This is a genomic window from Streptomyces sp. NPDC093510 (assembly GCF_040683555.1).
Lineage (GTDB): Bacteria > Actinomycetota > Actinomycetes > Streptomycetales > Streptomycetaceae > Streptomyces.
On the sequence record NZ_JBFBEE010000010.1, the window covers coordinates 64,081 to 89,618 of the forward strand.

Consider the following 25,538-nt stretch of genomic DNA (forward strand, 5'->3'; position numbering starts at 1 on the left):
GGGGCGATTCAGGAGAGCGCCGGGACGATCGAGGCGCCGTACGCGTCGATGACGTCCTCCCGCGCGTCGTGCATCGCGTACACGGCGAACTGGTCGACGCCCAACTCCCGCAGTTCCCGCAGCCGTTCAAGATGCGCCTCGACCGGACCGAGCAGACAGAACCGGTCGACGATCTCGTCGGGCACGAAGGCGGTGTCGGGGTTCCCGGTCCGCCCGTGGTGGCTGTAGTCGTAGCCCTCGCGGGCCTTGATGTACGCGGTGAGGGCCTCGGGCACCATCGAGGAGTGCTCGCCGTACTTGGCGACCAGGTCCGCGACGTGGTTGCCGACCATGCCGCCGAACCACCGGCACTGCTCGCGTGCGTGCGCGAGGTCGTCGCCCACGTAGGCGGGCGCGGCCACGCAGATCTTCACGTCCGCCGGGTCGCGCCCCGCGTCGGCGGCCGCGTCCCGCACCGCCTTGACCATCCACTGCGTCAGATAGGGGTCGGCGAGTTGCAGGATGAACCCGTCGGCCTTCTGCCCGGCGAGCGCGAGCGCCTTGGGGCCGTACGCCGCCATCCACACCGGCAGCTTGCCGTTCCGCACCCACGGCAGCCGCAGCGTCTGCCCGCCGATGTCGGCCTCGCGCCCTTCGGCGAGGTCTCGGATGACGTCGATCGCCTCGCCGAGCCGGGCGAGGGTGTTGGGCCTGCGCCCGGCGACGCGCATCGCGGAGTCGCCGCGTCCGATGCCGCACACGGTGCGGCTGCCGTACATGTCGTTGAGCGTCGCGAAGGTGGAGGCGGTGACCTCCCAGGTCCTGGTGCCCGGGTTGGTGACCATGGGGCCGACGGTGAGGCGCGTGGTGTGTTCGAGGATGCGGCTGTAGATGACGAACGGCTCCTGCCACAGGACCGACGAGTCGAAGGTCCAGCCGTAGCGGAAGCCGTTGCGCTCCGCGCGCCTCATGAGTCCGACGACCTCCGAGGCGGGCGGGTCGGTCTGCAGTACGAGTCCAAAATCCATGGCCTTCGCTCCTCACTCGGATCGAGCACCCCTCGAAGGTCGTCCGAGGAGGGACAATCCTCGGCTCACCGCCGGGGCTTGGCAAGAGGGACTCGACGCGCGTCCGGCTACGGTTCGTCCCGCCGCCGCCCGGCCGCCGTCCGGGGCGCCTCAGAGGGCCGCGGCGGCCACGCCGTCCGCGGTGGAGTCGAGATCCTCCGGGGTGACGGGACGGATCCGGCCACGGTCCAGGGTCACGATCTCGTCGGCGGCGGCGATGCCCGAGCGCTCGTGGGTGACCAGGAGCGTGGTGCGGCCGCGGGTGGCGTCGAGGATGTCCGAGAGCACCTCCGCGGCGGTGTCCGGGTCGAGGCCCTCGGTGGGTTCGTCAAGGACGAGGACGGGCGGGTCGGCGAGCAGCGCGCGGGCCAGGAGCAGGCGTTGGCGCTGGCCGCCCGAGACCGTGGCGCCGTCCCCGCCGAGTGCGGTCTCCCAGCCGTCGGGCAGCGACTCGATCCAGTCCAGGATGCGCGCCCTGCGGGCGGCGTCGCGCAGGGCGGCGTCGGTGGCGTCGGGCGCGGCCAGGAGCAGGTTGGCGCGGACGGTGGCGTGGAAGACGTGCGCGTCCTGCGTCATGCCGGTGATCGCGCGGCGGGCGTCGGCGCCCGTGCAGTCGCTCAGTTCGCGTCCGCCGACGCGGATGCTGCCCGCTTCGTACGGCACGAACCGCATGAGGGCGGCGATCAGCGTCGACTTGCCGGACCCGCTGGCGCCGAGGAGCACCACCCGGTGGCCGGCCGGCAGCCGCAGGCTCGCGCCGTCCAGGGCCGGGGGGCCGCCCTGGAGGTGACGCACCCGCAGGTCGGTGACGGTCACGTCGAGCGGTGTGCCGGTGGGCAGCGGTTGCGGGTCGACGGGGTCGGGGACGGGTGCCGGGGTGTCGAAGAGGCCGGCCAGGCGGTGTGCGGAGGCGCGGACCTCGGCGAGGCGCCGGGCGGCGGCGGGCAGCGGCGCGAGGGCCTCGAAGGAGATGAGCGCCAGGACCGCGAGGACGGTGAGCCACACGGCCGGCAGATCGCCCGCCGCGTGGGCGCGCAGCGCGAGCCAGGTGACGCCGACCGTCGCCGTGCCCTGCAACGCCAGCACGACGGCCTGGGCGAGGGAGGTGGTCAGGGCCTTGTGGCGCTCCAGCCGGGCGATCCGGGCGGTGACGCGGCGGGACCGGTCGTGGGTGCGGCCGCGGGCGCCGTACGCGGCGAGGTCCGCGGCTCCCTGCGTCAAGTCCACGGAGACGGCGGCGAGTTCGGCGCGGGCCGCCTTCTCCTCATGTCCGGCACGGCGGGACAGTACGAGGACGAGGGCGGGCACGAGGAGTCCCGCGACGGCCAGCAGCAGCCCGAGGAGCACGCCTGCCTGGGGCAGCAGCGTCATGGTGACGCCGGTGGCGGTCGCGGCGACCACGCAGGCAGCCGTGGCCGGGATCATGACGCGCAGCAGCAGGTCCTGCGCGGCGTCGACGTCGTCGACGAGGCGGGTCAGCAGGTCGCCGCCGCGGAAGGCGGGGGTGCCCGCGGGGGCGAGCGGCACGAGCGACTCGTACACCCGGGTGCGGAAGCCCGTGACGGCCCGCAGCACGGCGTCGTGGCCGAGGAGCCGGTCGATGTAGCGCAGCGCGCCGCGCCCCAGGGCCAGGGCCCGTACGGCGACGATGGCGCCGCTCACCGCGGCGAGCGGCGGCTGTTCGGCGGCGCGGGTGATGAGCCAGGCCGCGGTGGCCATCAGCCCGGCGGCGGCGAGTTCGCTGCCGGCCGCGGCGAGGGCGGCGGGCAGCAGTCTGCGCCAGTACGGCAGGAGGTGGCGCAGGAGGCGGACGGTGGGGCGGGGGTGCGCGGTCACGAGCCCACCAGCCTTTCGGTGGGGAGGGAGAGGGTGCCCCCGCGGACGGTGATGATCCGGTCGGCGTGGGGCAGCAGGCTCGTGCGGTGGGCGACGACGACGGACGTACGGCCGCGCATGAGGCCGACCGTGGCGCGTGTGACGGCGGCCTCGCTCTCGGGGTCCAGGTGGGCGGTCGGTTCGTCGAGGAGCAGTACGGGGGCGTCCTTGAGGAACGCGCGGGCCAGGGCGATCCGCTGCCGCTGTCCGGCGGAGAGCCCGGCGCCGTGTTCGCCGAGCACGGTGTCGTACGACTGGGGCAGCTCGTCGACGAAGAGGTCGGCGGACGCGGCGCGGGCCGCCTCCCGCACCTCGGCGTCGCTCGCGTCGGGCCGCCCGAGGCGGATGTTCTCGGCGACGGACCCGGCGATCAGGTGCGGGCGCTGCGGCACCCACGCCACCTGGGTGCACCAGTCGTCGAGGTCGAGCCCCGCGAGGTCGGTGCCGCCTGCCTCGACCCGGCCCGAGGCCGGGGTGACGAAGCCGAGGAGCAGCGAGAGCAGAGTGGACTTGCCCGCGCCGCTCGGGCCGATCAGCGCGATGTGCTCCCCGGGGGCGATGGTCAGGGAGACGTTGCGCAGGGCGGGTTCGGCGCGGCCCGGGTAGTGGACGGTGACGTCGTCGAGGGTGAGGTGGGCCGTGCGGGCGTCGGGGGCGGGGAGGCGGTCGGTGGGCGACGGGTGCGCGTCCTCGTCGTCGAGCGCGGCGAAGACCCGCTCGGCCACCGCGATGCCCTCGGCGCTGTCGTGGAAGGCCGCGCCCATGGCGCGCAGCGGCAGATACGCCTCGGGGGCGAGGAACAGGACGACCAGGGCGGTCCGCAGGTCGACCTCGCCGTGCAGCAACCGTAGTCCGACGGGGACGGCGACCAGTGCCACGGAGAGGGTGGCGACGGTTTCCAGGACGAGTGAGGAGAGGAACGCCAGGCGCAGGGTCCGCATGGTGGCGCGCCGGTGGGCGTCCGCCATCTCGTGGACCACTTCGGCCTGGTGCCGCTCGCGGCCGAAGGCGCGCAGGGTCGGCAGTCCGGCCACCACGTCGAGGAAGTGGCCGCCGAGGCGGGACAGCAGCCGCCATTGGCGGGCGGTGCGCCGGGCGGTGTGGATGCCGACCAGCGCGCCGAACACGGGGATCAGCGGCAGCGTGACGATGATGATCAGCGCCGACGACCAGTCGGTCCATCCCACCCAGGCGACCACGGTGAGGGGTACGACCGCGGCGGCGGCCATGGTGGGCAGGTAGCCGACGACGTACGGGTCGAGGGCGTCGAGTCCGCGGGTGAGCAGTGTGGCCGTCTCGCCGTGCCGGTGGGCCGTCAGCCGCAGCGGTCCCGTCTGCCTCAGCTGTCCGGTGATCCGGTCCCGCAGGGTGCGTTTGGCGTCGGCGGCGGCCCGCTGTGCGAGCACGCCGCGGAGCCAGGCGAGGAGGGCACGCAGCGCCATGACGGCGCCCAGCGCGACCAGTGTCCCGGTGCGGGGCCCGTGTCCGGCGAAGCCGTCAGCGAGCGCCGTCGCCAGCAGGACGGCCTGGGCGACGATGAGCCCGGCGCCCGCGAGGGCCAGCGCCGAGGAGTACGTCATATGGCGCCGCAGTGCCGGTATCTCCCGTGTCAGGCGGCGTTCGACGGGCTTCATCGTGGGGTCCCTCTCGTTGCGTTCCGGGGGTCAGAAGTAGCTGGGGTGGCGGTGGCCCGTCCGCCCCCGGAAGGCCCACCAGCTCCAGAACTGGTAGGCGAGGATCGTCGGGATCACCAGGACCCCGAAGCCGCTCAGGATCTTCAGGGTGGCGTCGTCGGTGATGGCGTGGTCGATGTCCAGGCCCGCGCCGGCCCGCGTGATCAGGAGGTACGGATAGTGCCCGGCCCCCAGGAGCACCACGGGCAGCGCGGTCGCGGCGCAGGTGGCGGCGAACGCCGGGACGCCGTGTCCGCGGTCGAGGTGCCACCAGGCGGTGGCGAGGGCCGCCACGAGCAGGGCGGCGATGACCGCCGACGTCGTGCGGTTGGACATCGAGGCGCCCGCTCCGAAGAGCGTGAGGAGCAGGGCGAGGGTGCCCGCGACGGCGACACCCGCGAGCAGCCTGGCGCCCAGACGCCGCGCTCTCGCGGCGAGTCCGGGTCCTGAGCGGAGTGCGACGAAGGCCGCTCCGTGCGCGGCGAAGAGCAGCACGGCGGTGGCGCCGCAGGCCAGCACGAACGGCGCGAACACCTCGCCCGGCCCGATGTGGAAGCTGTCGTCGGCGCGGCGGGGCACGCCGTGCAGCAGCAGCCCCACGACGAGCCCCCAGGACACGGCGGGGACGACGCCGCCGAACACGATCAGGGCGTCCCACATCCGGCGGCCGCGGGCGCTGTGGGCGCGGCGGCGCAACTGGACCGCGGCGTTGCCGACGACCAGGCCGGTGAGGATCGCGACGATCAGCGGGTACAAGCCCGTCAGGAGGGAGCCCTCCAGGTGCGGGAAGGCTCCGAACATGACTCCGGCGAAGCCGACCAGCCAGACCTCGTTGCCCAGGAAGAACGGCGCGATGGCGTCGAGGGCGGCGTTTTTGCTGGTGCGCTTCTCCTCCTGACGACCCTCCTGACCGGCCTCCTGACCGTCGCGGCCGAGGAAGGGGTGCAGCATCTGTGCGCCGTAGTCGTAGCCGCCGAGCACGAAGTACCCGGCGAGCAGCAGGCCGAGGAGGGCCAGCCAGGCCGTCTCCAGACTCATCTCGCTCAACTTTCCTTCACAGCACGGGAGTTCATCCCCGTGGGATTCGTCTCGGGGGGGTTCACCTTGGTGGGGTTCATCTTGGTGGGGGTGCCGGGTCCGCCCGGCTCAGAGCACGGGTACCGGCTGCTTCTCGTCGGCGCCGCCTCCGGGTGCCGTGGGCAGGTCGTCGGGCAGCGGTTCGGTGAGGCCGAGCTGGGTGGCGTCGGGGCCGCGGAGCGCGAACCGGGTGATCAGGGTCCAGTTCGTCACGGCCAGGGCGACGAAGATGGTGATGAACAAGGTGCAGGACAGGAACAGTGACGTCTTCCCCACGTGGGAGAGAGCGCCGTCGACCGTCAACTCGCCGTATATGACCCACGGTTGACGTCCGACCTCGCGGACCACCCAGCCGCCCACGGACGCGATGAAGGGGAACGGGACGGTCGCGACCAAGACCCACGAGGCCCAGCGCCAGCGCATCAGCCGGTCCTTCCAGAGAAGGACGAGGGCGAGGAAGGTGATGGTGGACACGGTGTTGCCGATGAGCGTCATGGCGTCCATCGAGATCCGCACGGTGTCCTGCCAGGGCACGTAGTCACCCGGACCGTACTCCTGGACGAGCCGGGCCTGCGCCTCGGCGACGCCGCTGTTCTCCAGGACCGCGTGCTTCATGGGCTGGGTCCGCTCGATGACCGGCCGTTGCATCTCGCCGACGACCACGACGAAGAAGGAGGCGACCGTCGACACCCACAGCCCCAGCTTCAGGGAGGTGCGGAATAGTTCGGTTTCCCCGGTGCGCCGCAGGAAGTGGTAGGCGCTGACGCCGGCGACGAAGACGCCGCCCGTGGTCAGGGCGCCCAGCGAGAGGTGGAAGAGCGCGACCAGGGCGCTGGAGTTGGTGAGCAGCGCCCCGAAGTCGGTCAAGTAGGCGGCGCCGTCGCGCACTTCGTAGCCGACCGGGTGCTGCATGAAGCCGTTGGCTATCAATATCCAGTACCCGGAGGCGTACGCGGTCAGGGCGACCAGCCAGATCAGCGTGACGTGCACGCCTCTGCGCAGGCGGCCCCAGCCGAATATCCACATGCCGAGGAAGGTGGACTCGGCGAAGAAGGCGATGAGGGTTTCGAGGGCCAGCGGGGCGCCGAAGACGTTGCCCGCGAACTTGCTCACTCCGCTCCAGCTGAGCCCGAACTGGAACTCCATGACGAGGCCGGTGACGATGCCGACCGCGTAGTTGATGACGTAGAGCTGACCCCAGAAGCGGGTCATGCGCTCCCGGACTGCTCTCTTGGCGGGATCACGGGTGAACGCGGCCCGGGTGTGCATGACCGCCACGATGGGGACGAGGCCCATGGTGAGGATCACGAACAGCCAGTGGATGCCGGTCGTGGCCGCGAACTGGAGTCGAGCCAGATCCGCAGCGCTCATGATGCGACCTTCCTGGGGGGGGGTGGGAGTGGGAGTGGGGGTGGGAGTGGGGGCGGGCGGCCGGGCCGGCTGGGCCGGTCATGAAGGCGGGCAGGGCAGGGCCGGGTAGGGGGCGGTGGACGGGGGTGGGGTCCCCGCTTCGCGTGTGCAGGTGCCGGGCTCCGTCGCCCGGCCCCTGTGCGGTGACCTCGATGAGAACCGTAGAGAGAATTCCTTATGCATTCCAAGACCGGTTCTGCCATGTGAGGATGGCCCGGAAGGCATAAGTGAAGGTGGACCATGGATCTTCTGCAGTTGCGCTACTTCCAGGCCGTAGCCCGCTTCGAGCACATCAGCCGCGCCGCCGAGGAGTTGCACGTCGCCCAGCCCTCGCTCAGCCGCACCATCGCGCGCCTGGAGGCCGACCTCGGCACGCCCCTGTTCGACCGGCAGGGCCGCCGCATCCGGCTCAACCAGTACGGCGTGGTGTTCCTGGCCCACGTGGACCGCGCCCTGAGCGAGCTCGACGACGCCCGCCGGGTCCTGCGCGACGCCCGTGACACGGCGTTCGGCCGGGTCAGCGTGGCCTCCGAGACCCTCCTGACGATCACCCATGTCCTCGGCAGCTTCCGGGCCGCCTACCCTCGCGCCAACGTCCGGCTCTACCAGTCGAACGCGGAGGAGATGGACCGCCAGCTCCGGGCCAGAGAGGTCGACTTCTGCGTGGCCTCGCAGCCGCTGACCGGTACGAACCTCGACTCGATCGAGCTCGCCCGCGAAGAGGTGCTGCTCGCCGTCCCGCGCGGCCACTGGCTCGACGGCCAGGACAGCGTGACGATCCGCGAGATCGCCACCGAACCCTTCGTCACCACCCGGCCCGGACAGTGGCAACGCGCCCTCCTGGGCCGGCTGTTCGCGGCCGAGGGGCTCACTCCGCTGCTGTCCTGCGAGGGCGACGAGCCGGGCGCCAGCCAGGACATGATCAGTGCGGGGCTCGGCATCGGCCTGATCCCGGCGATCTCCCGCCAGGCCGGTACGGAGTCGCAAGTGCCGGTGGCCTGGGTGCACTTGGACGCTCCCGACTGCCACCGGGTGCTCACCCTGGTGTGGAACCGCGACACCTACCTCTCCGACGCGGCCCTGAAGTTCCGGGAGTTCACCACCAGCAGGCCCTTCATGACGCACCGCCTGCCGGACCCGCGCCGCGGCCGCCGCGGCGGCCGAACCTGACGCGCACGCCGGCCCTGGAGTCCCGGACGGGACCTGGCCGAGCCTGACTGACCCTGCCCCTGGCCCTGACCCTGACCCTGGCCCCTGGTCGAGCCTGACTGGTCCTAGCCGAGCCTGACGGGCCCTGGCTGGGCCCAAATTTCTTTGGTACTGTCCGACGCGCTGCCGTACCCCCGGCCCAGGACGTCGCGTGTCCGAAGGGCCGGTGCGAGTCGGTGAGTCGGCACGGGTGTCATGTCCCCCTGCCTGCCGTCGGCCGCGCCACCCCACCTTCCGTCATCCCACTTGTCAGGCATCCGTGCCGCGGCACGCCCTCGTGTGCGTCCGGGTGCCATCGAGGAGTTCCGTCATGCCCAAGATCACGTACATCGCCGTCGACGGGAACGAGACGTCGGTCGACGTCCCGGCGGGCACGAGCGTCATGCGCGGCGCCGTGTTCAACGACATCAACGGCATCGTCGCCCAGTGCGGCGGCAACATGCAGTGCGCGACCTGCCACGTCTACGTGGACGAGTCCACGCTCGACAAGCTGGAGCCGCCGCAGGAGCGGGAGGACGAGATGCTCGACTTCACGGCCTGCCCGCGCAGGCCCAACAGCCGCCTGAGCTGCCAGCTCAAGTCGAGCGACGCCCTGGAAGGCCTGATCGTCCACCTCCCCGAACGGCAGAACTGATGACGGACGGCACACCTCCCGGGTCCGTCGTGGTGGTGGGCGCCGGTCAGGGCGGCTACCAGACCGCGGCTTCCTTACGGGAGTACGGCTACGAGGGCAGCATCACGCTCATCAGCGCCGAGGACGCCCTTCCCTACGAGCGTCCACCGCTGTCGAAGGCGTACCTCAGGGGCGAGGCGGACGAGGCACAGCTGTGGCTGCGGCCCGCCACGTACTACGTGCGCCAGTCGATCGACCTGGTCGCGGGCACCGTGTCGGAGATCGACCCGGCCGCCCGCACGGTGTGCCTCACCGACGGTTCCGTGTACGGATACGACCACCTGGTCCTGGCCACCGGCGCCACACCCCGCACGCTCGACGTGCCGGGCACGGAGCTGCGCGGCGTACACACCCTGCGCACCGCGCGGGACGCCGCCGCACTGCAGTCGGCGCTGGCCGGGGCGCGGCACGCGGTGGTGGTCGGGGCCGGGTACATCGGTCTCGAATTCGCCTCCGTGGCACGGGAGTCGGGTGTCGGGGTGACGGTCGTCGAGGCGCTCGACCGCCCGCTCTCCCGGGTCGCATCGGCACGGACCGCGGAGCACTTCACCCGGCTGCACCGCAGCAAGGGCACCGAGCTGCTCTTCGGGCAGGGTGTCACGGCCCTGCACGGCAACGGCCGCTCGGGCGTGACGGCGGTGGAGCTCGCCGACGGCGGCCGGCGGCCGGCCGACCTGGTCCTGGTCGGAGTCGGTGTCACCCCGCGCACGGAACTGGCCGTCGCGGCCGGTCTCCCGGTGAGCGGGGGCATCACCGTCGACTCGCGGCTGCTGACCGGTGACCCGCACATCTCGGCCATCGGTGACTGCGCCACGTTTCCGCAGGCCCGCTCCGGGAACCGGCGGCGGCTCGAATCGGTGCAGAACGCCGTCGGCCACGCCAGGGCGGTCGCCGAGCGGCTGACCGGGCGGCCTCGCGCGTACGACGAACTGCCGTGGTTCTGGAGCGATCAGTTCTCCACGACCGTGCAGATCGCGGGGCTGGCCGAAGGGCACGAGTCCGAGGTGGTGCTCGGTGACGACCCCGATGCCTTCTCCGTACTGCGCTTCTACGGGAAGGACCTGCAAGCGGTCGAGTCCGTCAACCGGCCCGCCGATCACATCGCGGCACGCCGGCTCCTGGGGCGGGGCACCCGCCTGACGCCCGAGGGCGCCTCGGCGCCGGGCTTCAGCCTCAAGGAGTATCTCAGGGGCTCTCTCTGAAACACCTCTGAGCCCCACTGTCCAGGGCGATGCCGGCGACTTCGGCGCGATTCCAGCCGGAATCCGTTCCGACCAAAGAAAGACCGCGCATCGTGGGCATCGTCCGGGCCGACGTCCTCCCCCGAGCGTCGGCCCGGCATCCCGCAGCCGCCCCGATGACAGTGGAGAACAGATGCACAACTACGTGGTTGTCGACGCGTTCGCCCGTGAGCCCCTCAGCGGCAACCCGGTCGCGGTGTTCTTCGATGCCGACGACCTGTCCGCCGAGCAGATGCAGCGCATCGCGCGGGAGATGAACCTCTCGGAGACCACGTTCGTGCTCGCCCCCGAGCAGGGCGGCGACGCACACATACGGATCTTCACGCCCGTCAACGAACTGCCCTTCGCGGGGCACCCGTTGCTCGGCACGGCGATCGCCCTGGGCCACCGCACCGACGCGGACCAGCTGCGGATCGAGACCGCCATGGGGGTGATCCCCTTCGAGCTGCGGCGTGTCGCGGGGAAGGTCGTCTCGACGAGCATGCGCCAGCCCGTGCCCGTGTGGGAGCCCTTCGACCGCGCCGACGAGCTCCTGGAAGCCCTCGGTGTCAGCGAGTCGACGCTCCCCGTGGAGATCTACCGCAACGGCCCGCGGCACGTCCTGGTCGGCTTCGAGAGCTTCGAGGCCCTCTCCAAGGTGGACCCCGACCACCGCGCGCTCGCGACCTTCCCCGACATGGCGACCAACTGCATCGCCGGGTCCGGTACCACCTGGCGCAACCGCATGTTCTCGCCCGCCTACGGCGTCGTCGAGGACGCCGCCACCGGCTCCGTCGCCGGCCCCATCGCCATCCACATCGCCCGGCACGGCCTCGCCTCGTACGGGCAGCACATCGAGATCACCCAGGGCATCGAGATCGGCCGCCCCTCTCCCATGAACGCGCTGGTCCAGGGCGAGGGCGACCGGGTCGACTCCGTCGAGGTCTCCGGCCACGGCGTCATCACGATCGAAGGAATGATTCATGTCTGAGCTGACCAAGCCGAGCAACGGCGCGGCCCCCTCGCGGCGTTCGGAGACGCTCACGGGCTCCGTCGAGGTGGAGTTCCCCGAGTTCATCACGCCGCCGGCCGAGCCGATGGGGCTGCTGGCCACCTGGCTCAAGACGGCCACCGAGCAGGGGGTGCGCGAGCCGCGCGCGCTGGCCCTCGCCACCGCCGACGAGCGGGGCCGCCCCTCCTCCCGCATCCTGGCGATCAACCAGGTCACCGACCGCGGCATCGTGTTCATCACCCACGCCGGCAGCCGCAAGGGCCGCGAACTGGCCGCCAACCCCTTCGCCTCCGGCGTCCTGTACTGGCGCGAGACCAGTCAGCAGATCACAGTGTCCGGTCCTGTACGCCAACTTCCGCGCTCCGAGGCCGAGGCGCTGTGGGCGGCGCGCGCGGTGTTCACCCACCCCATGACCACCGTCTCGCTGCAGAGCCAGCCGGTGCGCGACCTGGACCACTTCGAGCAGATCCGCGCCCAGGCGCTGGAACTGGGCGCGCCGGAGAAGCCGTTGCCGTGCCCCGAGGCGTTCGTGGGCTTCTGCCTGGAGCCCGACGCGGTGGAGTTCTGGGGCAACGGCACCGACCGGCTGCACGAGCGCCTGCGCTACGACCGCACCGACAGCGGCTGGAGCGTGAGCCGCCTCCAGCCCTGACCTGCCGCGACCCGACCCCGCTCACAGGAGACGTCATGACCTCCCAACCACCGGCCGAAGCCGATACCGCCGAATCCGATACCGCCGAAACCGCTTCCGCCGAAGCCACGTCCCCCGAACCTGAGCCCGCGGGGCCCGTGTTCACCAACCATCTCGAACTGCGGGCCCGCAACCGGCGGGCCGTGGAGCAGTACATGGAGACGGGCCCCGAGGCGCGGCTGCGCCGCTACACCCTCTACACCGAGGACGGCACCTCTGCGCTGTTCAACACCGACATCGGCCGGCCCATCGTGGTGCAGGGCCGCGAGAAGCTGAAGCGGCACGGCGAGCTGTCCCTGAAGGTGCTGCCCGACTGGCAGTGGTTCAACGTCCGCGTATACGAGACCCAGGACCCGGCCATCATCTGGGTCGAGTGCGACGGCGAGGGAACCATCCGCTTTCCCGGCTACCCCGAGGGCACCTACCGCAACCACTTCATCCACGGCTTCACCCTCCACGACGGCCGGATCGCCGCCAGCCGTGAATACACCAACCCCATCGAGCACATGCGCGCCCTGAGCATCGAGACCCCGCACATCCAGCGGGACTGGATCCCCTCCTGACCCGGCGACGCGCCGACGCCCTTCCGTCGTGACCGAGGAGTCTGCATGCCCCACCAGCAGCCGAATCCACCACGCACCACAAGTACGTCAGGCCACGGTGTGCCCTTCATCCAGGGAGTGCACACGTCGGTGGCGGTCTTCGTCGGGGACGCCCCGGGGCTGCCGGGCAAACCGGCCTTCGTCCGCCACCCGCAGGAGTTCATCGAGGCGTTCTCGCGACGCGGCACCGCGGCGCGAGACGGCACCGCAGCGCGAGACGGCACCGCGTCACAGGGCAGCGCCGCGTCACAGGGCGGCGCCGAAGGGGAGCCGCTCTCCTTCGTCCACGACGCCGTGCTCGGCCACTTCCGCAACGGGGGAGGCGGGGCCTGGATACTCGGCACAGACGCTGCCGAGGACCGGGTGGCCGCCTACCGGTCCGCCCTCGCCAAGCTGGAGCGCCTTCCGGAGATCACCCTCGTGGTGGCGCCGGACCTGTGGCGGGTGAAGGAGGACGCGCACGGCATCGCGCGGGAGATCGCCGGGCACTGCCGCCGCGCGGGCCGCCGGGTCGCACTCCTGCACACCCCGCCGGGCCTCGACCCCGTCGACATACGGAGCAGGCCGTTCGAACTGGACGAGCCCGAGGCCCAGTTCGTCGCCGTCCACTACCCATGGGTCACCGTGACCGAGCCCGACGGGCGCGAGCGCCTGGTGCCGCCCTCCGGTCATGTGTCGGGGATGTGCTGCCGCGTCGACGCCGACCGTGGCGTGCACGCCACGCCCGTGGGTGCGCTGGTCGGCGTGGTGAAGCACGAGCGTGAACTGACCGACGCCGAAAGGGAGTCGGTCGCCTCGCACGGGGTGAACTGCCTCGGTTCCGTCCCGGGCAAGGGCGTCCGGGTACTGGGGGCGCACACGCTGTCGACCGAGCCCGAGGGGGCGCAACTCAGCGTGCGCCGCCTGTTGAACTACGCCCGCGCCTCCCTCGAACAGGGCACCCGGTGGGCAGCGTTCGACACCAACAGCGCCCCGCTGCGCGCGTTGATCCGCCACTCCGCCACGACGTTCCTGAACGGGTTGTGGCAGCAGGGCGCACTGTCCGGCCGGTCCGCGGCCGAGGCCTTCGAGGTCGTCTGCGACGACACCAACAACACCGCCGAGGACGTGGCGCGGGGCCGGGTGAATCTCGACGTCGGCCTCGCGGCCCTGCGGTCGGCCGAATTCGTCACCTTCCGCGTTCAGCACGACATCGGAACCAGAACCACCTGACAAGAAGCCACGACGCGACGAAGCACCGAACACCGAAACACCGAAACGAAACACCTACAGGAGAGATTCACCATGGAGAGCCACTCATGCACGCAGAACCACAGACGGGAATCGGACGGCGCCACCGGCCCACTGCTCTGTGACCCCTGCGTCAGGAAACTGGAACTCGATCTCCGCGCGCTTCCCGGGCTCCACCAGGAGGGCCTGCACCACGTGCTGGCGTCGTCCAGGCGGCGGAACCCGACGAAGGTGTCCGGGAGCCGCCGGCGGGATCACCTGAACGTTTCCGCGCTCGACGCCCGAAGCAACATCGCCGCCATCCTGGAGTCGTGGGCGGGCTACGTCGCGGACGAACTCGGGACCACTCCCCCGACCCGCTCCGTGCCCCACCTCGCCTGCTTCCTCCTGCTCCACCTGCGGTGGCTCACGGCTCAACCCCCCGCGCTGGACTTCGCGGAGGAGATCCAGAGCCTCCACGTCGAACTGCTCCGTGTCATCGACCCCGACAGGGGCGAGGGGAACCCGCTCACCACGCGGTGCGTGATGGACGACTGCACAGGAACGATCAACGCCTCACCGCAGAACGCGCGGCACTCCGGTCATGGGGGAAAGAAGAGCAGCATCAGCTGTTCGGCAGGGCATTCCTGGGAGATACGGGAATGGCTCGTCCTGCGCCACCTCATGGACAGACAGCGTGAAGAGGCCGCCTAGAGAAACACCCGGCCGGCACCGGCAACGGCAACGGCAACGGCACCGGCACTCGCACTGACGAGAACGGCTCCGCGAAACGCTCGGCCTGCTCAGCGGGAGAGAGCAGGGAAAGGCGCGATACGGAGCCGTTCACGGCCGTCCTACGAGCTCGCTTGGCCGGTGAACAGGCGCCGCAGCTCGTCGTGGAACGCCGGGAAGGTCTTCGCCACGCAGGCCGGGTCGTCCAACGAGATCGTGTCCGGCACCGCGAGCCCGAGTACCGAGAACGACATCGCGATCCGGTGGTCGCGGTGGCACGCGACGCGGGTGGGGCGCGGCACTCCGGGACATACCGTGATCCAGTCCTTGCCTTCGGAGGTCTCGATGCCGCAGGCCCGCAGGTTCTCCGCCACGGCGGCGACGCGGTCGGACTCCTTCAGCCGCGCGTGCGCGATGCCCCGCACGGTGATGGGCGCGTCGGCCAGCGGCGCGATCGCGGCGAGGGTCATGAACGTGTCCGAGATCTCGCCCATGTCGACGGTGAAGCCGCCACGCAGCGGCCCGGTGCCCGTCACGGTGGTGGCCGTCGGCCCCACGCGCACCTCGGCGCCCGCCTGTTCGAGGACCTCGACGAAGCGGAGGTCGCCCTGAAGGCTGCCGGTGCCGAGACCGGGCACGGTGACGGTGCGTCCGGTGACGGCCGCCGCGGCGAAGACGTACGAGGCGGAGGACGCGTCGGGTTCGACCACGACGTCAGTGGCCTCGTACGCCCCGGGCAGGACCAGGAGGCCGCCGTCCGCGCTCTCCTCGACCGTGGCTCCGAACCGCCGCATCAGCGCGACCGTCATGTCGACGTAGGGGCGGCTGACGAGATGTCCCGCCCTGATCCGCAGGCCGCGGCGCATCAGGGGCGCCGCCATCAGCAGCCCGCTCAGGTACTGGCTGCTCAGGGACGAGTCCACGGAGAGTTCGCCGCCCTCCAGGCCCCGGGCGCGGATCAGCAGCGGGAGCCCGTTGCCCGGGCCCGGCTCCAGGTCGGCGCCCAGGGCACGGAGTGCCTCGATCAGGGGGCCCTGTGGGCGTGCGCGCAGCTGGGACGAGCCGTCGAAGAGGAAGGAGCCGTGTCCGGCGGCGGCGAACGGGGGCAGGAAGCGGGCGGCCGTCCCGGCATCCGCGCACCACGGCCTCGCGGGCCCGGCCGGCCCGCGCCCCGCGCCCGTCACCTCCCAGAACGCGTCCCCGGGACCGCTCGTCACCGGGATGCCGGACACGCCGAGCGCCTCGCGGAACGCGACGGTGTCCTCGCTCACCAGTGGTGCGCGGAGCGTGCTCGTGCCGTCGGCCGCGGCGGCAAGCAGCAGCAGGCGGTTGGTCAGGCTCTTGGAGCCCGGGACGCGGGCGGCCAGACCGGTGTCCTGTTCCTTCTGTGTGATCACGCGGAGTCCTCCTCGTTGCGGAGTCACCATTGGAGCAGGGCGAACCCCGCGGCCATGCCACCGCCGAAGCCCGCCAGGAGGATCAGGTCGCCGGGCCGGAAGGCGCCCCTGCGGGCGGCCGCGTCCAGCGTGAGGGGGATCGACGCCGCCCCGGTGTTGCCGTAGGTCTCCAGGGTGAGGTGCGTGGTGACTCGGGGCAGTGCGAGGTCCTCGATCACCGTCTCCAGCATGACGCCGTTGGCCTGGTGCGGTACGAAGTGCGCGATGTCGTCCGGCGCCACACCGGCCTCGTGCAGGAACTGCTTGGTCAGTTGCGGGAGTTGCTCCACCACGAACCGGCGCACTTCCCGCCCGTCCATCGCGAAGTACTGCGCTCCGGCGTCGAGCGCCGCCTCGTCCATGGGCTGCCTGCTGCCGCCCGCGGGGACCTCGATCAGGCCCGACAGTTCCCCGAAGGTATGCAGGGCGACGTGCCGCAGCCGCGCCCGGGGCCCGCGTCCGCCCGCGCCGTCGGCCGGGCCGAGCACCATCGCGCCGGCCCCGTCCCCGAACAGCACGACCGTCTTGCGGTCGGCCGGGTCCAGTATCCGCGAGTACACGTCCGCGCCGATGACCAGGGCGTGGCCGCCGCGCCGGGCCAGCATGCTCTCGGCCGCCGACAGGGCGAACACACTGCCCGAGCAGACGGCGTTCACGTCGAACGCCGCCGCCTCCACGGCGTTCAACTGCTCCTGTACATAGGCCGCGGTGGGCGGCTGCGTCCGGTCCGGGGTGGAGGTGGCCACCACGATCAGCGACAGCTGGCCCGCCGTGATCCCCGCCGACTCCAGGGCCGCCCGTCCTGCGGCCACGGCCAGGTCCGATGTGGCCTGCTCCGGGGCGGCCCATCGTCGTGCCCGGATCGCGGTCTTGCGCACGATCCACTCACCGTCGACCCCTGCCGGGGCCCCGACCTCTTCATTGGAGACGATGCGGTCCGGCACACAGGAGCCCGTACCGAGAACTGCGAAATCGGTTGCGATACCGGCCATTCGCCTGTCCCACCCTCAACGCGACGTGCATGGATTGTGCGTGGACGCGGAGTGCGGGGGCAGCCGGTCGGCCGCCCCCGCACTTCCGTATGGTGCGGTGCCGTCAGCGCCGTTCGTAGATGCGCTTGTGGCCGCGCAGCGCGGCCAGCCGGAAGTCGCCGCTGGTCTGCACCGGCGTGGGATAACCCCCGCCGTCGGTGGGGAAGGACCGCTCGTGCAGCTCCCGGTAACCCGCGTAATCCACCGGCCGGCGCCGCTCGATCACCGCCCGGTGCTCCGCCGTACGCAACCGCTCCCGATACCCCTCCACGACCTGGCCCGCGAAGAACTCCGCGACACTGCCCGAGCCGTAACTCAAGAACCCCACCGACCGCCCCGACAGATCCTTCGCCTGGTCCAGCAGCGCCGCCAGACCCAGATACACCGACGCCGTGTAACTGTTGCCGATCACCCGGTTGTAGGCCGTCGTCAGCCCCAGCGCCCGCTCGATGACCGTCTTGTCCGTGTCATACCCGCAGTAATTCAGCAGGTGCCGGTGCGCCTTGTACGCCATCTTCGTGAACGGCTGGTGATAGCAGAACGCCGCGAACTCCTCCAGCGCACGCCCGCCCTGCTCGCTGTAATCCTTCCAGCAGCCCTCCACCGCCTGCAGATACGCGTTGATCGACTCCTGGCCGTCCACCAGCGCCGCATCCCGGTAGTTCGGCCGCCAGAAATCCATCACATCCGCGGTGAACAGCCCCGAAGGACCCTCGATCCGCACCAGATCCGGCTCCGCGCCGACCAGCATCGCCACCGCCGCCGCACCCTGCGTCGCCTCACCAGGACTGTCCAGCTCGTACTTGGACACATCACTGGCAATCACAAGCACCTGCTGCGAGGGATCACGCGCCACCAGACCCAGCGCGAACTGCAGCCCCGCCGTCGCCCCGTAACAGGCCTGCTTCAGCTCCACCACCCGCGCCGCCGAGGGCAGCCCCAGCAGCGAATGCACATACACCCCCGCCGCCTTGGCCTGATCGATCGAGGACTCGGTGGCGAACACCACCGTACGAATCCGCTCATGACCATGCCGCTCCACAATGGGAGCGGCCGCCGCGGCGGCCAGCGTCACGATGTCCTCATCGGCCGCCGGCACACTCATCGACTCCTGGCCGATGCCCACGTGATACTTGCCGAGCTCCGTCCCGTTGTACGCCGCGAGCTCCGCATGCGACAGCACGAACTCGGTCGTCGCGAACGACAGATCATGAATACCTATGCCCGAACCACTGGCCATGCCTCACACACCGACCTTTTCCGTCTTGTTGTCGCGCTCCAACTGGACGTGCGCACGCATCAGTTCGCCGGGGTTCGTCTGGGCGGCGAGCAGGGAGAGCTCTCCGCACAGCACGGTCGCGGCCGCGATCACCGCGAGCCTGCGGGCGTTCTCGCCCGGCTCGCGCTCGGCCCGGCAGCCGAGCCGGGCGAGGTTGGTCTCGACGAACTCGATGCCCTTGCCGTTGCCCACCGTGCCGACGATCAGGTTCGGCAGTGTGCAGGCGAAGTAGAGGTCGCCGTCACGGTCCTCGGCCATGGTGACGCCCTGGGAGCCCTCGACGATGTTGGCCGCGTCCTGGCCGGTGGCGAGGTAGAACCCGAGCAGCATGTTCGCGTAGTGGGCGTTGGCCGAGCGGATGCCGCCGGCGAGCAGCGTGCCGAGCATGTTCTTGCGGATGTTCAGCTGGACGACCTTCGCGGCCGTCGTGTGCAGGACGTCGGTGACGACGTCGCGCGGGATCGTGAGCTCCGTGACCACGTTCTTGCCGCGGCCGAGGATGCCGTTGATCGCGGTGGCCTTCTTGTCCGTGCAGTAGTTGCCCGAGATCGACCCGTAGGAGATCCCCGGCACCGTCTCCAGGAGGTGCTTGAGGAGGGCGTCGGACGCGAGCGTCGCCATGTTGTGCCCGGACGCGTCACCGGTGGTGAACTCGAACCGGATGAACAGCAGGTTGGCGTTGATCTCGTGCCGGATGTTGATCAGCTGGGCGAACCGGCTGCAGCCGCGCACCACTTCGCGCAGCTCGTCGATGCGCGCGTCGATGGCCCGTGCGGCCACGTACGCGGTCTGCGCGTCCGCCGCCTCCACGAGGACGGAGCGGGTCATGCGCTCGTCGACGAGGGTGGCGACGATGCCGTTCTCGGCGAGCATGGAGACCTTCGCGCCGCGGCCCACGGAGGGCCACAGCGGCGTCTCGTAAGTGGCGAGCGGGACCTGGGTCTCGGTGGTGGCGACGTTCCCGGAGATGCGCAGGGGGCCCACCCATCGCATCGGGACGCCGGCTATCGCGTGTGTCTCAGTCATCGGGTGCTTCCCGTCAGTTGGTGGGCGGCCTCGACGGAGCGGGAGCGCTGCGCGAACGGCCCCGTCTCGATGCCTCGGTCGGCGCAGAAGGAACGAAGTTCGCCGTGGATCAGCAGATCGCAGCGCGTCAGTTCGGCGGGGGTGCGCGCGCCGAGCATGGTCTGCAGCGCCGCGAGCTGGTCGAGCCACGTCGAGATCTGCGCGATCAGCGCGGAGACGCCCTCGTCCTTCAGGGTGCGGAGGAATCCGCCGGACGCCCCGACGCCGGAGGCGCCGAGCGCCAGCGCGCGGGCGACGTCGAGCGCGTTGCGTACGCCGCCGGAGGCGAGTACGGGGATGCCGACGTCCTGGTTGTCCAGGAGGCAGGCCGCGGTGGACTGCCCCCAGCCGTGCATGAACGCGTACTCGCCGAGTTCCCGGCGGCCGTTCTCGATGCGGGCGAAGTCCGTGCCGCCGCGGCCGCCGAGGTCCGCGACCTGGACGCCGAGGCTCTCGATGAGCAGGACCGTCTCACGGCTGAGGCCGTTGCCGACCTCCTTGACGATCACGGGCACCTCGACGGCCGCCGCGATCTTCTCGATCTGCGGGACCCAGGAGGAGAACGACCGGTCGCCCTCGGGCATCGGTGTTTCCTGCGCGGTGTTGATGTGGATCTGCAGGGCGTTGGCCTGCACGAGGTCGATGGCACGCTGCGCCTTGTCGACCGAGGCCGTCGCGTTGATGTTGGCGAGGACGAACCCGTCGGGGTTCTCCTTGCGCAGCACGCTGAACGTCTCGGCGCACGACGGGTCCTTGAAGTACGCGCTCATGGACCCGGAGGCGACGGCCACGCCCGTCTCGCGGGCGGCGATGGCGAGGTCGCGGTTGATGATGCCGGTGCTGACGCTGCCGCCGGTCATCGCGTTGATGTAGAGCGGCACCGGCCAGGAGATGCCGGCGAAGGTCGTGGCCAGGGACACGTCGGGCCGGTCGATGCCGGCCAGTGCGTGGTGGACGAACGACACCTCGTCGAACTGGTTGTGTCCGCTGTGCCGGCGCTGGTGCTCGACGGCGAGGCGGACGTGGTCGTCCTTGCGTTGAGAGATCATTCTTCGTTCCCTTCCATGGCGGGACGGATCGGCAAGGGCCGCACCCCCGCCGTGGTCCACCGTTTCCGTACTTGGACGATGTCCGGTGCCGCTTCGGCGTCGAGCAGTGCGATGCCGCAGTCGCCGCCGCCCGCCCCGGAGGGCTTGGCCGCGCCGCCCGCGGCTTCGGCGGCGTCGCACAGCGCGGTCAGTTGTGGTGTGAAGATGCCGAGTCCGACCTCTTCGTCGATGCGCGCCAGCTCCTCGCGGGCGCGCCGGATCTGCCGCAGCAGCCCGTCCCGGTCGCCGCCTTCGATGGCGTCGACGGAGGCGCGCACGAACTCGTTGCTGGTCGCGACGAACCGCTGGTGCGAGGCGCTGCCCCGCCAGGTCCTGCGGTCGAGTCCGGACACGAGGGACGAGGTGGAGGCGGGTGTCCCGGTCCAGCCGACCTCCAGCGAGAGGCCCGCGGGCTGCGGGAGTGCGCGTACCTCGAGGCCCGGCCAGGGTGCGCGCAGAGCCTCCTCGACGCCCGCTCTCCGGGCCAGGTCGAGGACGGCCGTCCGGTCGGGTGCCCGGTAGGTGATCCAGCCGCCCCAGGTGCTTGCGGCGAGATCGCCGCCGGATGCCTTGGCCTCGATGCCCGCCGTGGCGAGCATGGCGAGGCGGTAGCGGGCGTCGCGCGACAGGTCGAGGCCGCTGTGGGCCGCGACCGCGGCGACGGTCGCCACAGTCACCGCTCCGCTCGACCCCAGCCCGAACTTCGTGCCGTTGTCGTGCAGTCCGCTGCTGACCGAGACGTCCAACGGCGGTACGGACAGGCCGCGTTCGGCCAGCAGGCGGCCCACGGTCTCGATGGCCGCCACCACGTGGGTGAAGCCGTCGCTCAGACGCTGTCCGTCCTCGGGGCTGTCGCCGTCGATCCTGCCGTCCTGCCACCGGCAGCGTGCCTGTCCCGGGACGAGGTCGGAGGAGAGGACGACAGCGCCGGGGTCACCGGGTGCACCGGATTCACCGGGGTCGGACACGGTGACGGTGACGTACCGGTCGACGGCCACGATGATCGCCGGGTTGCCGGGCTCCACGACCGCGTACTCGCCCGCGACGAACAGCTTGCCCGGGGCGCGCCGGACGACCGTCGGGCGACGGGTCATCGCCCGTCCTCGCCGAGCAGCCGGGCGCCGGGGCCCGGGCGGGCGGTGTGGACGGCGCCGCCCTGTGCGGCGGCGCGCACCACATCGGCGACCCGGTCCGCGTCCGCGTTGCGGCAGAGCACCTTGACGTTCGGCCCCGCGTCCATGGTCGCGTAGGCGGCGATGCCGTCACGCCTGAGCTGTAGCACGCTGTCGAGGACGGTGAGGGAGGCCGGTGACATGTAGCGCACGGCGGGACGGGCGGCCAGCATCGTGGCGTGCATGCCGAGCGCGTTCCGTTCCGCGATCTCCCCGACCGCTTCGAGGTCGCCCCGGCCGAGGGCGCGGCGCATGTCGGCCAGGTCGTCCTTGCTGGATTCGGCCCACGGCTCGAAGAGCGGCGAGGTGTCGACGGTCCTGCGCATCGCCGCCCGGCTGGACACGTCCTTGGGTCCGGCGTTGACGACGGCGACGACCAGGGCGGGGTCGAGCGGCCCCGCGGGCACCGGCTCGGCGTACGAGCTCAGGTCCGCTTCCTCCTCGGTACCGGTGGTCCGGCCCGCGTGCCAGACGACGAAGTCCCCGAAGAGGGACCTGGAGGCCGATCCGGAGCCGCGGCGGGCCAGCCGCGACAGCGCGGTGGCGTCGTAGTCGAGGCCGTAGGCGGCGGCCGCGGCCACCGCGAGGGCGGCGAATCCGCTGGCGGAGGAGGCGAGGCCCGCCCCGGTGGGGACCGTGTTCTCGGTGTCGACGGCCGCCCGGTCGGCGACGCCGGCCCGCTCCCGCACCAGGTCGAGGAAGGTGATGATGCGCCGCCGCGCCTCCCCTTCCGCGGGTGCGCCGCCGAGCGTCACCTCGTCGCGGTCCGCCCCCGGCAGCAACCGGACGCCGGTGGTGGTCGGGAAGATGTCCAAGGTCATCGACAAGCTGTCGGTACGCGGCAGGATGAGCCGCTCGTCGCGCTTGCCCCAGTACTTGATGAGTGCGATGTTCGGGTGCGCCACCGCGGTCGCGGTGCCCGCCGTGCTCCCTGGCGCGGTGCGTACCGCAGTGGCCTGCTGTTCAGTGCCCATGACCGGCAATCCCCCTCAGCGGTACGACCCATGTCTGTACGGCGCCGGCTTCGTGCAGCCGCCGGGTCACCGTGCTCGCCTGCTCCGGCCGGGTCGGCGCGATCACGCAGCCGCCCATGCCACCCCCCGTGATCTCGGCGCCGAGGCTGCCCGCCGCGAGCGCTCCTTCGACCGGTGCGCCGACGCGCCCCCGGCGGTGGCGCCGACGCCGCGGCGTCGGACCAGCCCTCTGTCTTTTCTGCATGGAGATCGCATCATCCGGATTTCTGGGAGAGAAAAAGGGCTTGCGGAGAAGCATGTCGTTGCTTCTCCGCAAGCCCTTGGTCGTGATGCCCTCTCGGGCGAGGCGTGTGTCAGGACTCGGAATGGAGCAGTCCCTCGACGCGCTTCTGCCACTGGTAGTACGACGCGACCTTGTGGTACTCGCCCTTGGGCGTCGCCGCGATGCCGTAGACGAAGTTGTGGCCCTCCGTGCTGTACGGGGCGTTCTCGAGGAGCCGGTCGAAGACCGGGGTCATCTCGACCGCGAGGCCCCGCGGCTCCGGCGTCATGGCGGCGTAACTGACCCGCTGGATCTTCGGGGAATCCCAGTTCATGGTGATGTAGATCGAGAACGACCGCGCGCAGAGCGCCAGGAGCTCCTTGCTCGGCTCCGGCAGTCCGAGCTCGGCCAGAATCGCCTTGACGCCCTCCGCCTCGAAGCAGCCGGCCGGCACCTCACGTCCGCCGCCCGCTCCGAAGTACAGGTTCATCGTGCGGTTCGTGTAGTCGATGCCGACCGTGCTCACGATGTCGTCGAGGCCGTACTTCTTGAAGAAGTCGACGTTCTCGGCCACACCGCGCGGGATCGACGGAAGCTCGACGAGCTGGGAGATCGACAGCAGGTTGGCCGCGCTGGGGAAGGACCAGGTCTTCGCGAAGCCGCCGACGACCCCGAAGTCGACGCCGCAGCTGTCGATGGGCAGGTTCTGGTGGACTTCCTTCAGCAGGCTGCCGACAGGGTGGTCCGTCTTCGGGGTGAGGCCGTGCTCCAGGGCACGGGCGTACGGGTCGAGGCCCTTCGGGAGCATGGTGAAACGGCAGTCCAGCTCGTCCGTGCTTCTGCCCGTCGACGCCCGGAAAGAGATCACTGCCTGTCCGAACACATCCTGGAAAGCGTTCAGGATGGGCCAGACCTTGTCGTGCGAAGCGGTGACGTCCACCACCTGAGCCGTCTTCTCGATGATCGAGTACAGCTCTTTCAAGTCGGTGGTTTCTGACATGATTCCTCCACTTGTCGATCTTGGCGTCTGTCGATCGCCGGGGCCGCATCGCAACTTGAGGGCATCGGTCCCCTGCGGTCCGCGAAAAGGGCGCGGCAAAGGGAGGGGCACCGTCACACGCGACGGGATATCGCGACGGGGATGTGAAAGGGAGTCGGTACTGCGCCGAGTGAGGACTCGGCCTCGCCTGTACGAACCGGCGGCCAGGGCACTCGACTCACGGCCTCACAGCAGATTTTGGGCAGAGTCGGCGCGCAGAAATAGTGACACGGGTGGCGCCTTCGGGCCAAGGGGCCCCCAAAGTGACCCGGGTCACACCCTCGTGAAGTGGCGCCGGGGCCGCGCCAGTTGGGCGGGACCCCGGCGCCGGCCGGCCCGGCTCACACGTACTGGCAGATCCCCCGCCGCAGGAACGAGCCGTGCCCCGCACGCCCCGTGTACGCGCGGTCGTCGACCACCGGGACGCCCCGGGACAGCACCGTCTCCACCCGTCCCGTCACCCTCTTGCCCTCGTAGGCCGAGTAGTCGACGTTCATGTGGTGCGTCTGAGCGGAGATGGTCTGCTCGGCGTTCGGGTCGTAGATGACGATGTCGGCGTCGGCTCCCGGGGCGATCGTGCCCTTCTTCGGGTAAAGGCCGAACATCCTGGCCGGCGTCGCGCAGGCGACCTCGATCCAGCGGCGACGGCTGATGTGGCCCTCCACGACAGCCTGGTGGAGCAGATCCATGCGGTTCTCCACGCCGGGCATGCCGTTCGGGATCTTCGAGAAGTCGTCGCGGCCCATCTCCTTCTGTCCCTTGAAGCAGAACGGGCAGTGGTCCGTGGAGACCACCTGGAGGTCGTTCGTGCGCAGCCCGCGCCACAGGACCGCCTGGTGCTCCTTCGGGCGCAGCGGGGTCGAGCAGACGTACTTCGCGCCCTCGAAGTCCGGTTCCGCGAGGTTGTCGGTCGACAGGAAGAGGTACTGCGGGCAGGTCTCGCCGAAGACCGGGAGCCCTTCGTCCCTGGCCCTGGTCAGTTCGGCGACGGCTTCCCGCGCCGAGACGTGCACCACGTACAGCGGGGCGCCGGCCACCTGGCTCAGCCGGATGACCCGGTGCGTCGCCTCCGCCTCCAGCAGCGCCTTGCGGACCTCTCCGTGGTGGCGCGGGTCCCGCTCGCCGCGCGCCAGCGCCTGCTCCACCAGGACGTCGATGGCGAGGCCGTTCTCCGCGTGCGCCATGACGAGGCCGCCGTTGCCGCCCGCGCGCTGCATCGCCCGGAGGATCTGCCCGTCGTCGGAGAAGAAGACGCCCGGGTAGGCGGTGAACAGCTTGAACGAGGTGATCCCGGAGGAGACGAGCGTGTCCATCTCCTTGAGGGAGGACTCGTTCACGTCGGACATGATCATGTGGAAGCCGTAGTCGACCGCGCATCGGCCGGCCGCCTTCTCGTGCCAGGCGTCGAGACCCTCCGCGAGCGTGCCGCCCTTGGGCTGGATCGCGAAGTCGATGATGGTCGTCGTGCCGCCCCAGGCCGCGGCGCGGGTGCCGGTCTCGAAGGTGTCCGCGGCGAGGGTGCCGCCGAACGGCATCTCCATGTGCGTGTGGGCGTCGACGCCGCCCGGGATCACGTACTTCCCGGTGGCGTCGAGCACGCGGTCGGCGGTCCACCCGTGGCTGTCACGGGTGGCCAGCGCCGCGACGCGGCCGTCCTCCACCAGGACGTCGACGGGCAGTTCGTCGGAGGCCGTGATGACCAGGCCGCCGGTGATCAGAGTGCGGTTACTCATGTGGTGCGCTCCCTTTCCTGCGGGCCTGCG

General features: G+C 71.0%; 23 protein-coding genes. 8 read left to right on the top strand and 15 right to left on the bottom strand.

Annotation, left to right across the window (positions count from 1 at the left end):
• Positions 1-8 precede the first annotated feature (8 nt).
• From AB0N81_RS17550 to AB0N81_RS17570, 5 genes are all read right to left on the bottom strand, one after another.
• Positions 9-1,007, bottom strand: a complete 999-nt coding sequence (locus tag AB0N81_RS17550; RefSeq protein WP_365359094.1) for a TIGR03842 family LLM class F420-dependent oxidoreductase — start codon at positions 1,005-1,007, stop codon at positions 9-11.
• Positions 1,008-1,157: 150 nt separating this feature from the next.
• Positions 1,158-2,882, bottom strand: a complete 1,725-nt coding sequence (gene cydC / locus AB0N81_RS17555) for a thiol reductant ABC exporter subunit CydC (RefSeq protein ID WP_365359096.1) — start codon at positions 2,880-2,882, stop codon at positions 1,158-1,160.
• Positions 2,879-4,555, bottom strand: a complete 1,677-nt coding sequence (cydD, locus tag AB0N81_RS17560) for a thiol reductant ABC exporter subunit CydD (protein ID WP_365359098.1) — start codon at positions 4,553-4,555, stop codon at positions 2,879-2,881. The genes cydC and cydD overlap by 4 nt, the downstream gene beginning before the upstream one ends.
• Positions 4,556-4,585: 30 nt before the next feature.
• Positions 4,586-5,632, bottom strand: a complete 1,047-nt coding sequence (cydB, locus tag AB0N81_RS17565) for a cytochrome d ubiquinol oxidase subunit II (protein WP_365359100.1) — start codon at positions 5,630-5,632, stop codon at positions 4,586-4,588.
• Between the two features lie 108 nt (positions 5,633-5,740).
• Positions 5,741-7,042, bottom strand: coding sequence for a cytochrome ubiquinol oxidase subunit I (locus AB0N81_RS17570; protein WP_365359102.1), 1,302 nt, complete (start codon positions 7,040-7,042; stop codon positions 5,741-5,743).
• 279 nt (positions 7,043-7,321) lie between these two features.
• On the opposite strand from AB0N81_RS17570, the gene AB0N81_RS17575 reads away from it, so the two are divergent.
• The 8 genes from AB0N81_RS17575 to AB0N81_RS17610 all read left to right on the top strand — a co-directional run bounded on the left by AB0N81_RS17575 (position 7,322) and on the right by AB0N81_RS17610 (position 14,411).
• Positions 7,322-8,251: a LysR substrate-binding domain-containing protein gene (locus tag AB0N81_RS17575; protein ID WP_365359104.1), complete on the top strand. Its 930-nt coding sequence runs from the start codon at positions 7,322-7,324 to the stop codon at positions 8,249-8,251.
• Positions 8,252-8,600: 349 nt separating this feature from the next.
• Positions 8,601-8,924 (top strand): 2Fe-2S iron-sulfur cluster-binding protein, encoded by a 324-nt coding sequence (locus AB0N81_RS17580; RefSeq protein WP_365359106.1) that lies wholly within the window; start codon positions 8,601-8,603, stop codon positions 8,922-8,924.
• The gene (locus AB0N81_RS17585) at positions 8,924-10,165 is read left to right on the top strand and encodes an FAD-dependent oxidoreductase (RefSeq protein ID WP_365359108.1); all 1,242 of its coding nucleotides are present in this window, start codon (positions 8,924-8,926) and stop codon (positions 10,163-10,165) included. The genes AB0N81_RS17580 and AB0N81_RS17585 overlap by 1 nt, the downstream gene beginning before the upstream one ends.
• A gap of 172 nt (positions 10,166-10,337) precedes the next feature.
• Positions 10,338-11,174: a PhzF family phenazine biosynthesis isomerase gene (locus AB0N81_RS17590; protein ID WP_365359110.1), complete on the top strand. Its 837-nt coding sequence runs from the start codon at positions 10,338-10,340 to the stop codon at positions 11,172-11,174.
• On the top strand, positions 11,167-11,847 hold the full coding sequence (gene phzG / locus AB0N81_RS17595) for a phenazine biosynthesis FMN-dependent oxidase PhzG (RefSeq protein WP_365359112.1): 681 nt from the start codon (positions 11,167-11,169) through the stop codon (positions 11,845-11,847). Before AB0N81_RS17590 ends, phzG begins: the two co-directional genes overlap by 8 nt.
• 35 nt (positions 11,848-11,882) lie before the next feature.
• Positions 11,883-12,449, top strand: coding sequence for a PhzA/PhzB family protein (locus AB0N81_RS17600; protein ID WP_365359114.1), 567 nt, complete (start codon positions 11,883-11,885; stop codon positions 12,447-12,449).
• A 45-nt stretch (positions 12,450-12,494) separates the two neighbouring features.
• Positions 12,495-13,700 carry a phage tail sheath C-terminal domain-containing protein gene (locus AB0N81_RS17605; RefSeq protein ID WP_365359116.1) on the top strand — a complete coding sequence of 402 codons (1,206 nt, stop codon included), beginning with the start codon at positions 12,495-12,497 and terminating at the stop codon, positions 13,698-13,700.
• 72 nt (positions 13,701-13,772) lie between these two features.
• Positions 13,773-14,411 (top strand): hypothetical protein, encoded by a 639-nt coding sequence (locus AB0N81_RS17610; protein WP_365359118.1) that lies wholly within the window; start codon positions 13,773-13,775, stop codon positions 14,409-14,411.
• Between the two features lie 140 nt (positions 14,412-14,551).
• Here AB0N81_RS17610 and aroA read toward each other — a convergent pair whose 3' ends face one another.
• From aroA to hydA, 10 genes are all read right to left on the bottom strand, one after another.
• The gene (gene aroA / locus AB0N81_RS17615; RefSeq protein ID WP_365359120.1) at positions 14,552-15,826 is read right to left on the bottom strand and encodes a 3-phosphoshikimate 1-carboxyvinyltransferase; all 1,275 of its coding nucleotides are present in this window, start codon (positions 15,824-15,826) and stop codon (positions 14,552-14,554) included.
• A 23-nt stretch (positions 15,827-15,849) separates the two neighbouring features.
• A complete protein-coding gene (locus AB0N81_RS17620) occupies positions 15,850-16,857 on the bottom strand; it encodes a ketoacyl-ACP synthase III (protein ID WP_365359122.1) in 1,008 nt (335 codons plus the stop codon).
• Between the two features lie 103 nt (positions 16,858-16,960).
• Positions 16,961-18,136 carry a hydroxymethylglutaryl-CoA synthase gene (locus tag AB0N81_RS17625; protein ID WP_365359124.1) on the bottom strand — a complete coding sequence of 392 codons (1,176 nt, stop codon included), beginning with the start codon at positions 18,134-18,136 and terminating at the stop codon, positions 16,961-16,963.
• A 3-nt stretch (positions 18,137-18,139) separates the two neighbouring features.
• The gene (locus tag AB0N81_RS17630) at positions 18,140-19,201 is read right to left on the bottom strand and encodes a hydroxymethylglutaryl-CoA reductase (protein WP_365359126.1); all 1,062 of its coding nucleotides are present in this window, start codon (positions 19,199-19,201) and stop codon (positions 18,140-18,142) included.
• Entirely contained in the window at positions 19,198-20,289 is a 1,092-nt protein-coding gene (fni, locus tag AB0N81_RS17635; protein ID WP_365359128.1) for a type 2 isopentenyl-diphosphate Delta-isomerase, read from the bottom strand. The genes AB0N81_RS17630 and fni overlap by 4 nt, the downstream gene beginning before the upstream one ends.
• Positions 20,286-21,422 carry a phosphomevalonate kinase gene (locus AB0N81_RS17640; RefSeq protein WP_365359130.1) on the bottom strand — a complete coding sequence of 379 codons (1,137 nt, stop codon included), beginning with the start codon at positions 21,420-21,422 and terminating at the stop codon, positions 20,286-20,288. The genes fni and AB0N81_RS17640 overlap by 4 nt, the downstream gene beginning before the upstream one ends.
• The gene (gene mvaD / locus AB0N81_RS17645; protein WP_365359132.1) at positions 21,419-22,474 is read right to left on the bottom strand and encodes a diphosphomevalonate decarboxylase; all 1,056 of its coding nucleotides are present in this window, start codon (positions 22,472-22,474) and stop codon (positions 21,419-21,421) included. The genes AB0N81_RS17640 and mvaD overlap by 4 nt, the downstream gene beginning before the upstream one ends.
• The gene (locus tag AB0N81_RS17650; protein WP_365359134.1) at positions 22,464-22,772 is read right to left on the bottom strand and encodes a hypothetical protein; all 309 of its coding nucleotides are present in this window, start codon (positions 22,770-22,772) and stop codon (positions 22,464-22,466) included. Before AB0N81_RS17650 ends, mvaD begins: the two co-directional genes overlap by 11 nt.
• 55 nt (positions 22,773-22,827) lie before the next feature.
• Positions 22,828-23,736, bottom strand: coding sequence for an aromatic prenyltransferase (locus AB0N81_RS17655; RefSeq protein ID WP_365359136.1), 909 nt, complete (start codon positions 23,734-23,736; stop codon positions 22,828-22,830).
• A gap of 380 nt (positions 23,737-24,116) precedes the next feature.
• Positions 24,117-25,508, bottom strand: a complete 1,392-nt coding sequence (gene hydA, locus AB0N81_RS17660) for a dihydropyrimidinase (RefSeq protein WP_365359138.1) — start codon at positions 25,506-25,508, stop codon at positions 24,117-24,119.
• Positions 25,509-25,538: the final 30 nt, after the last annotated feature.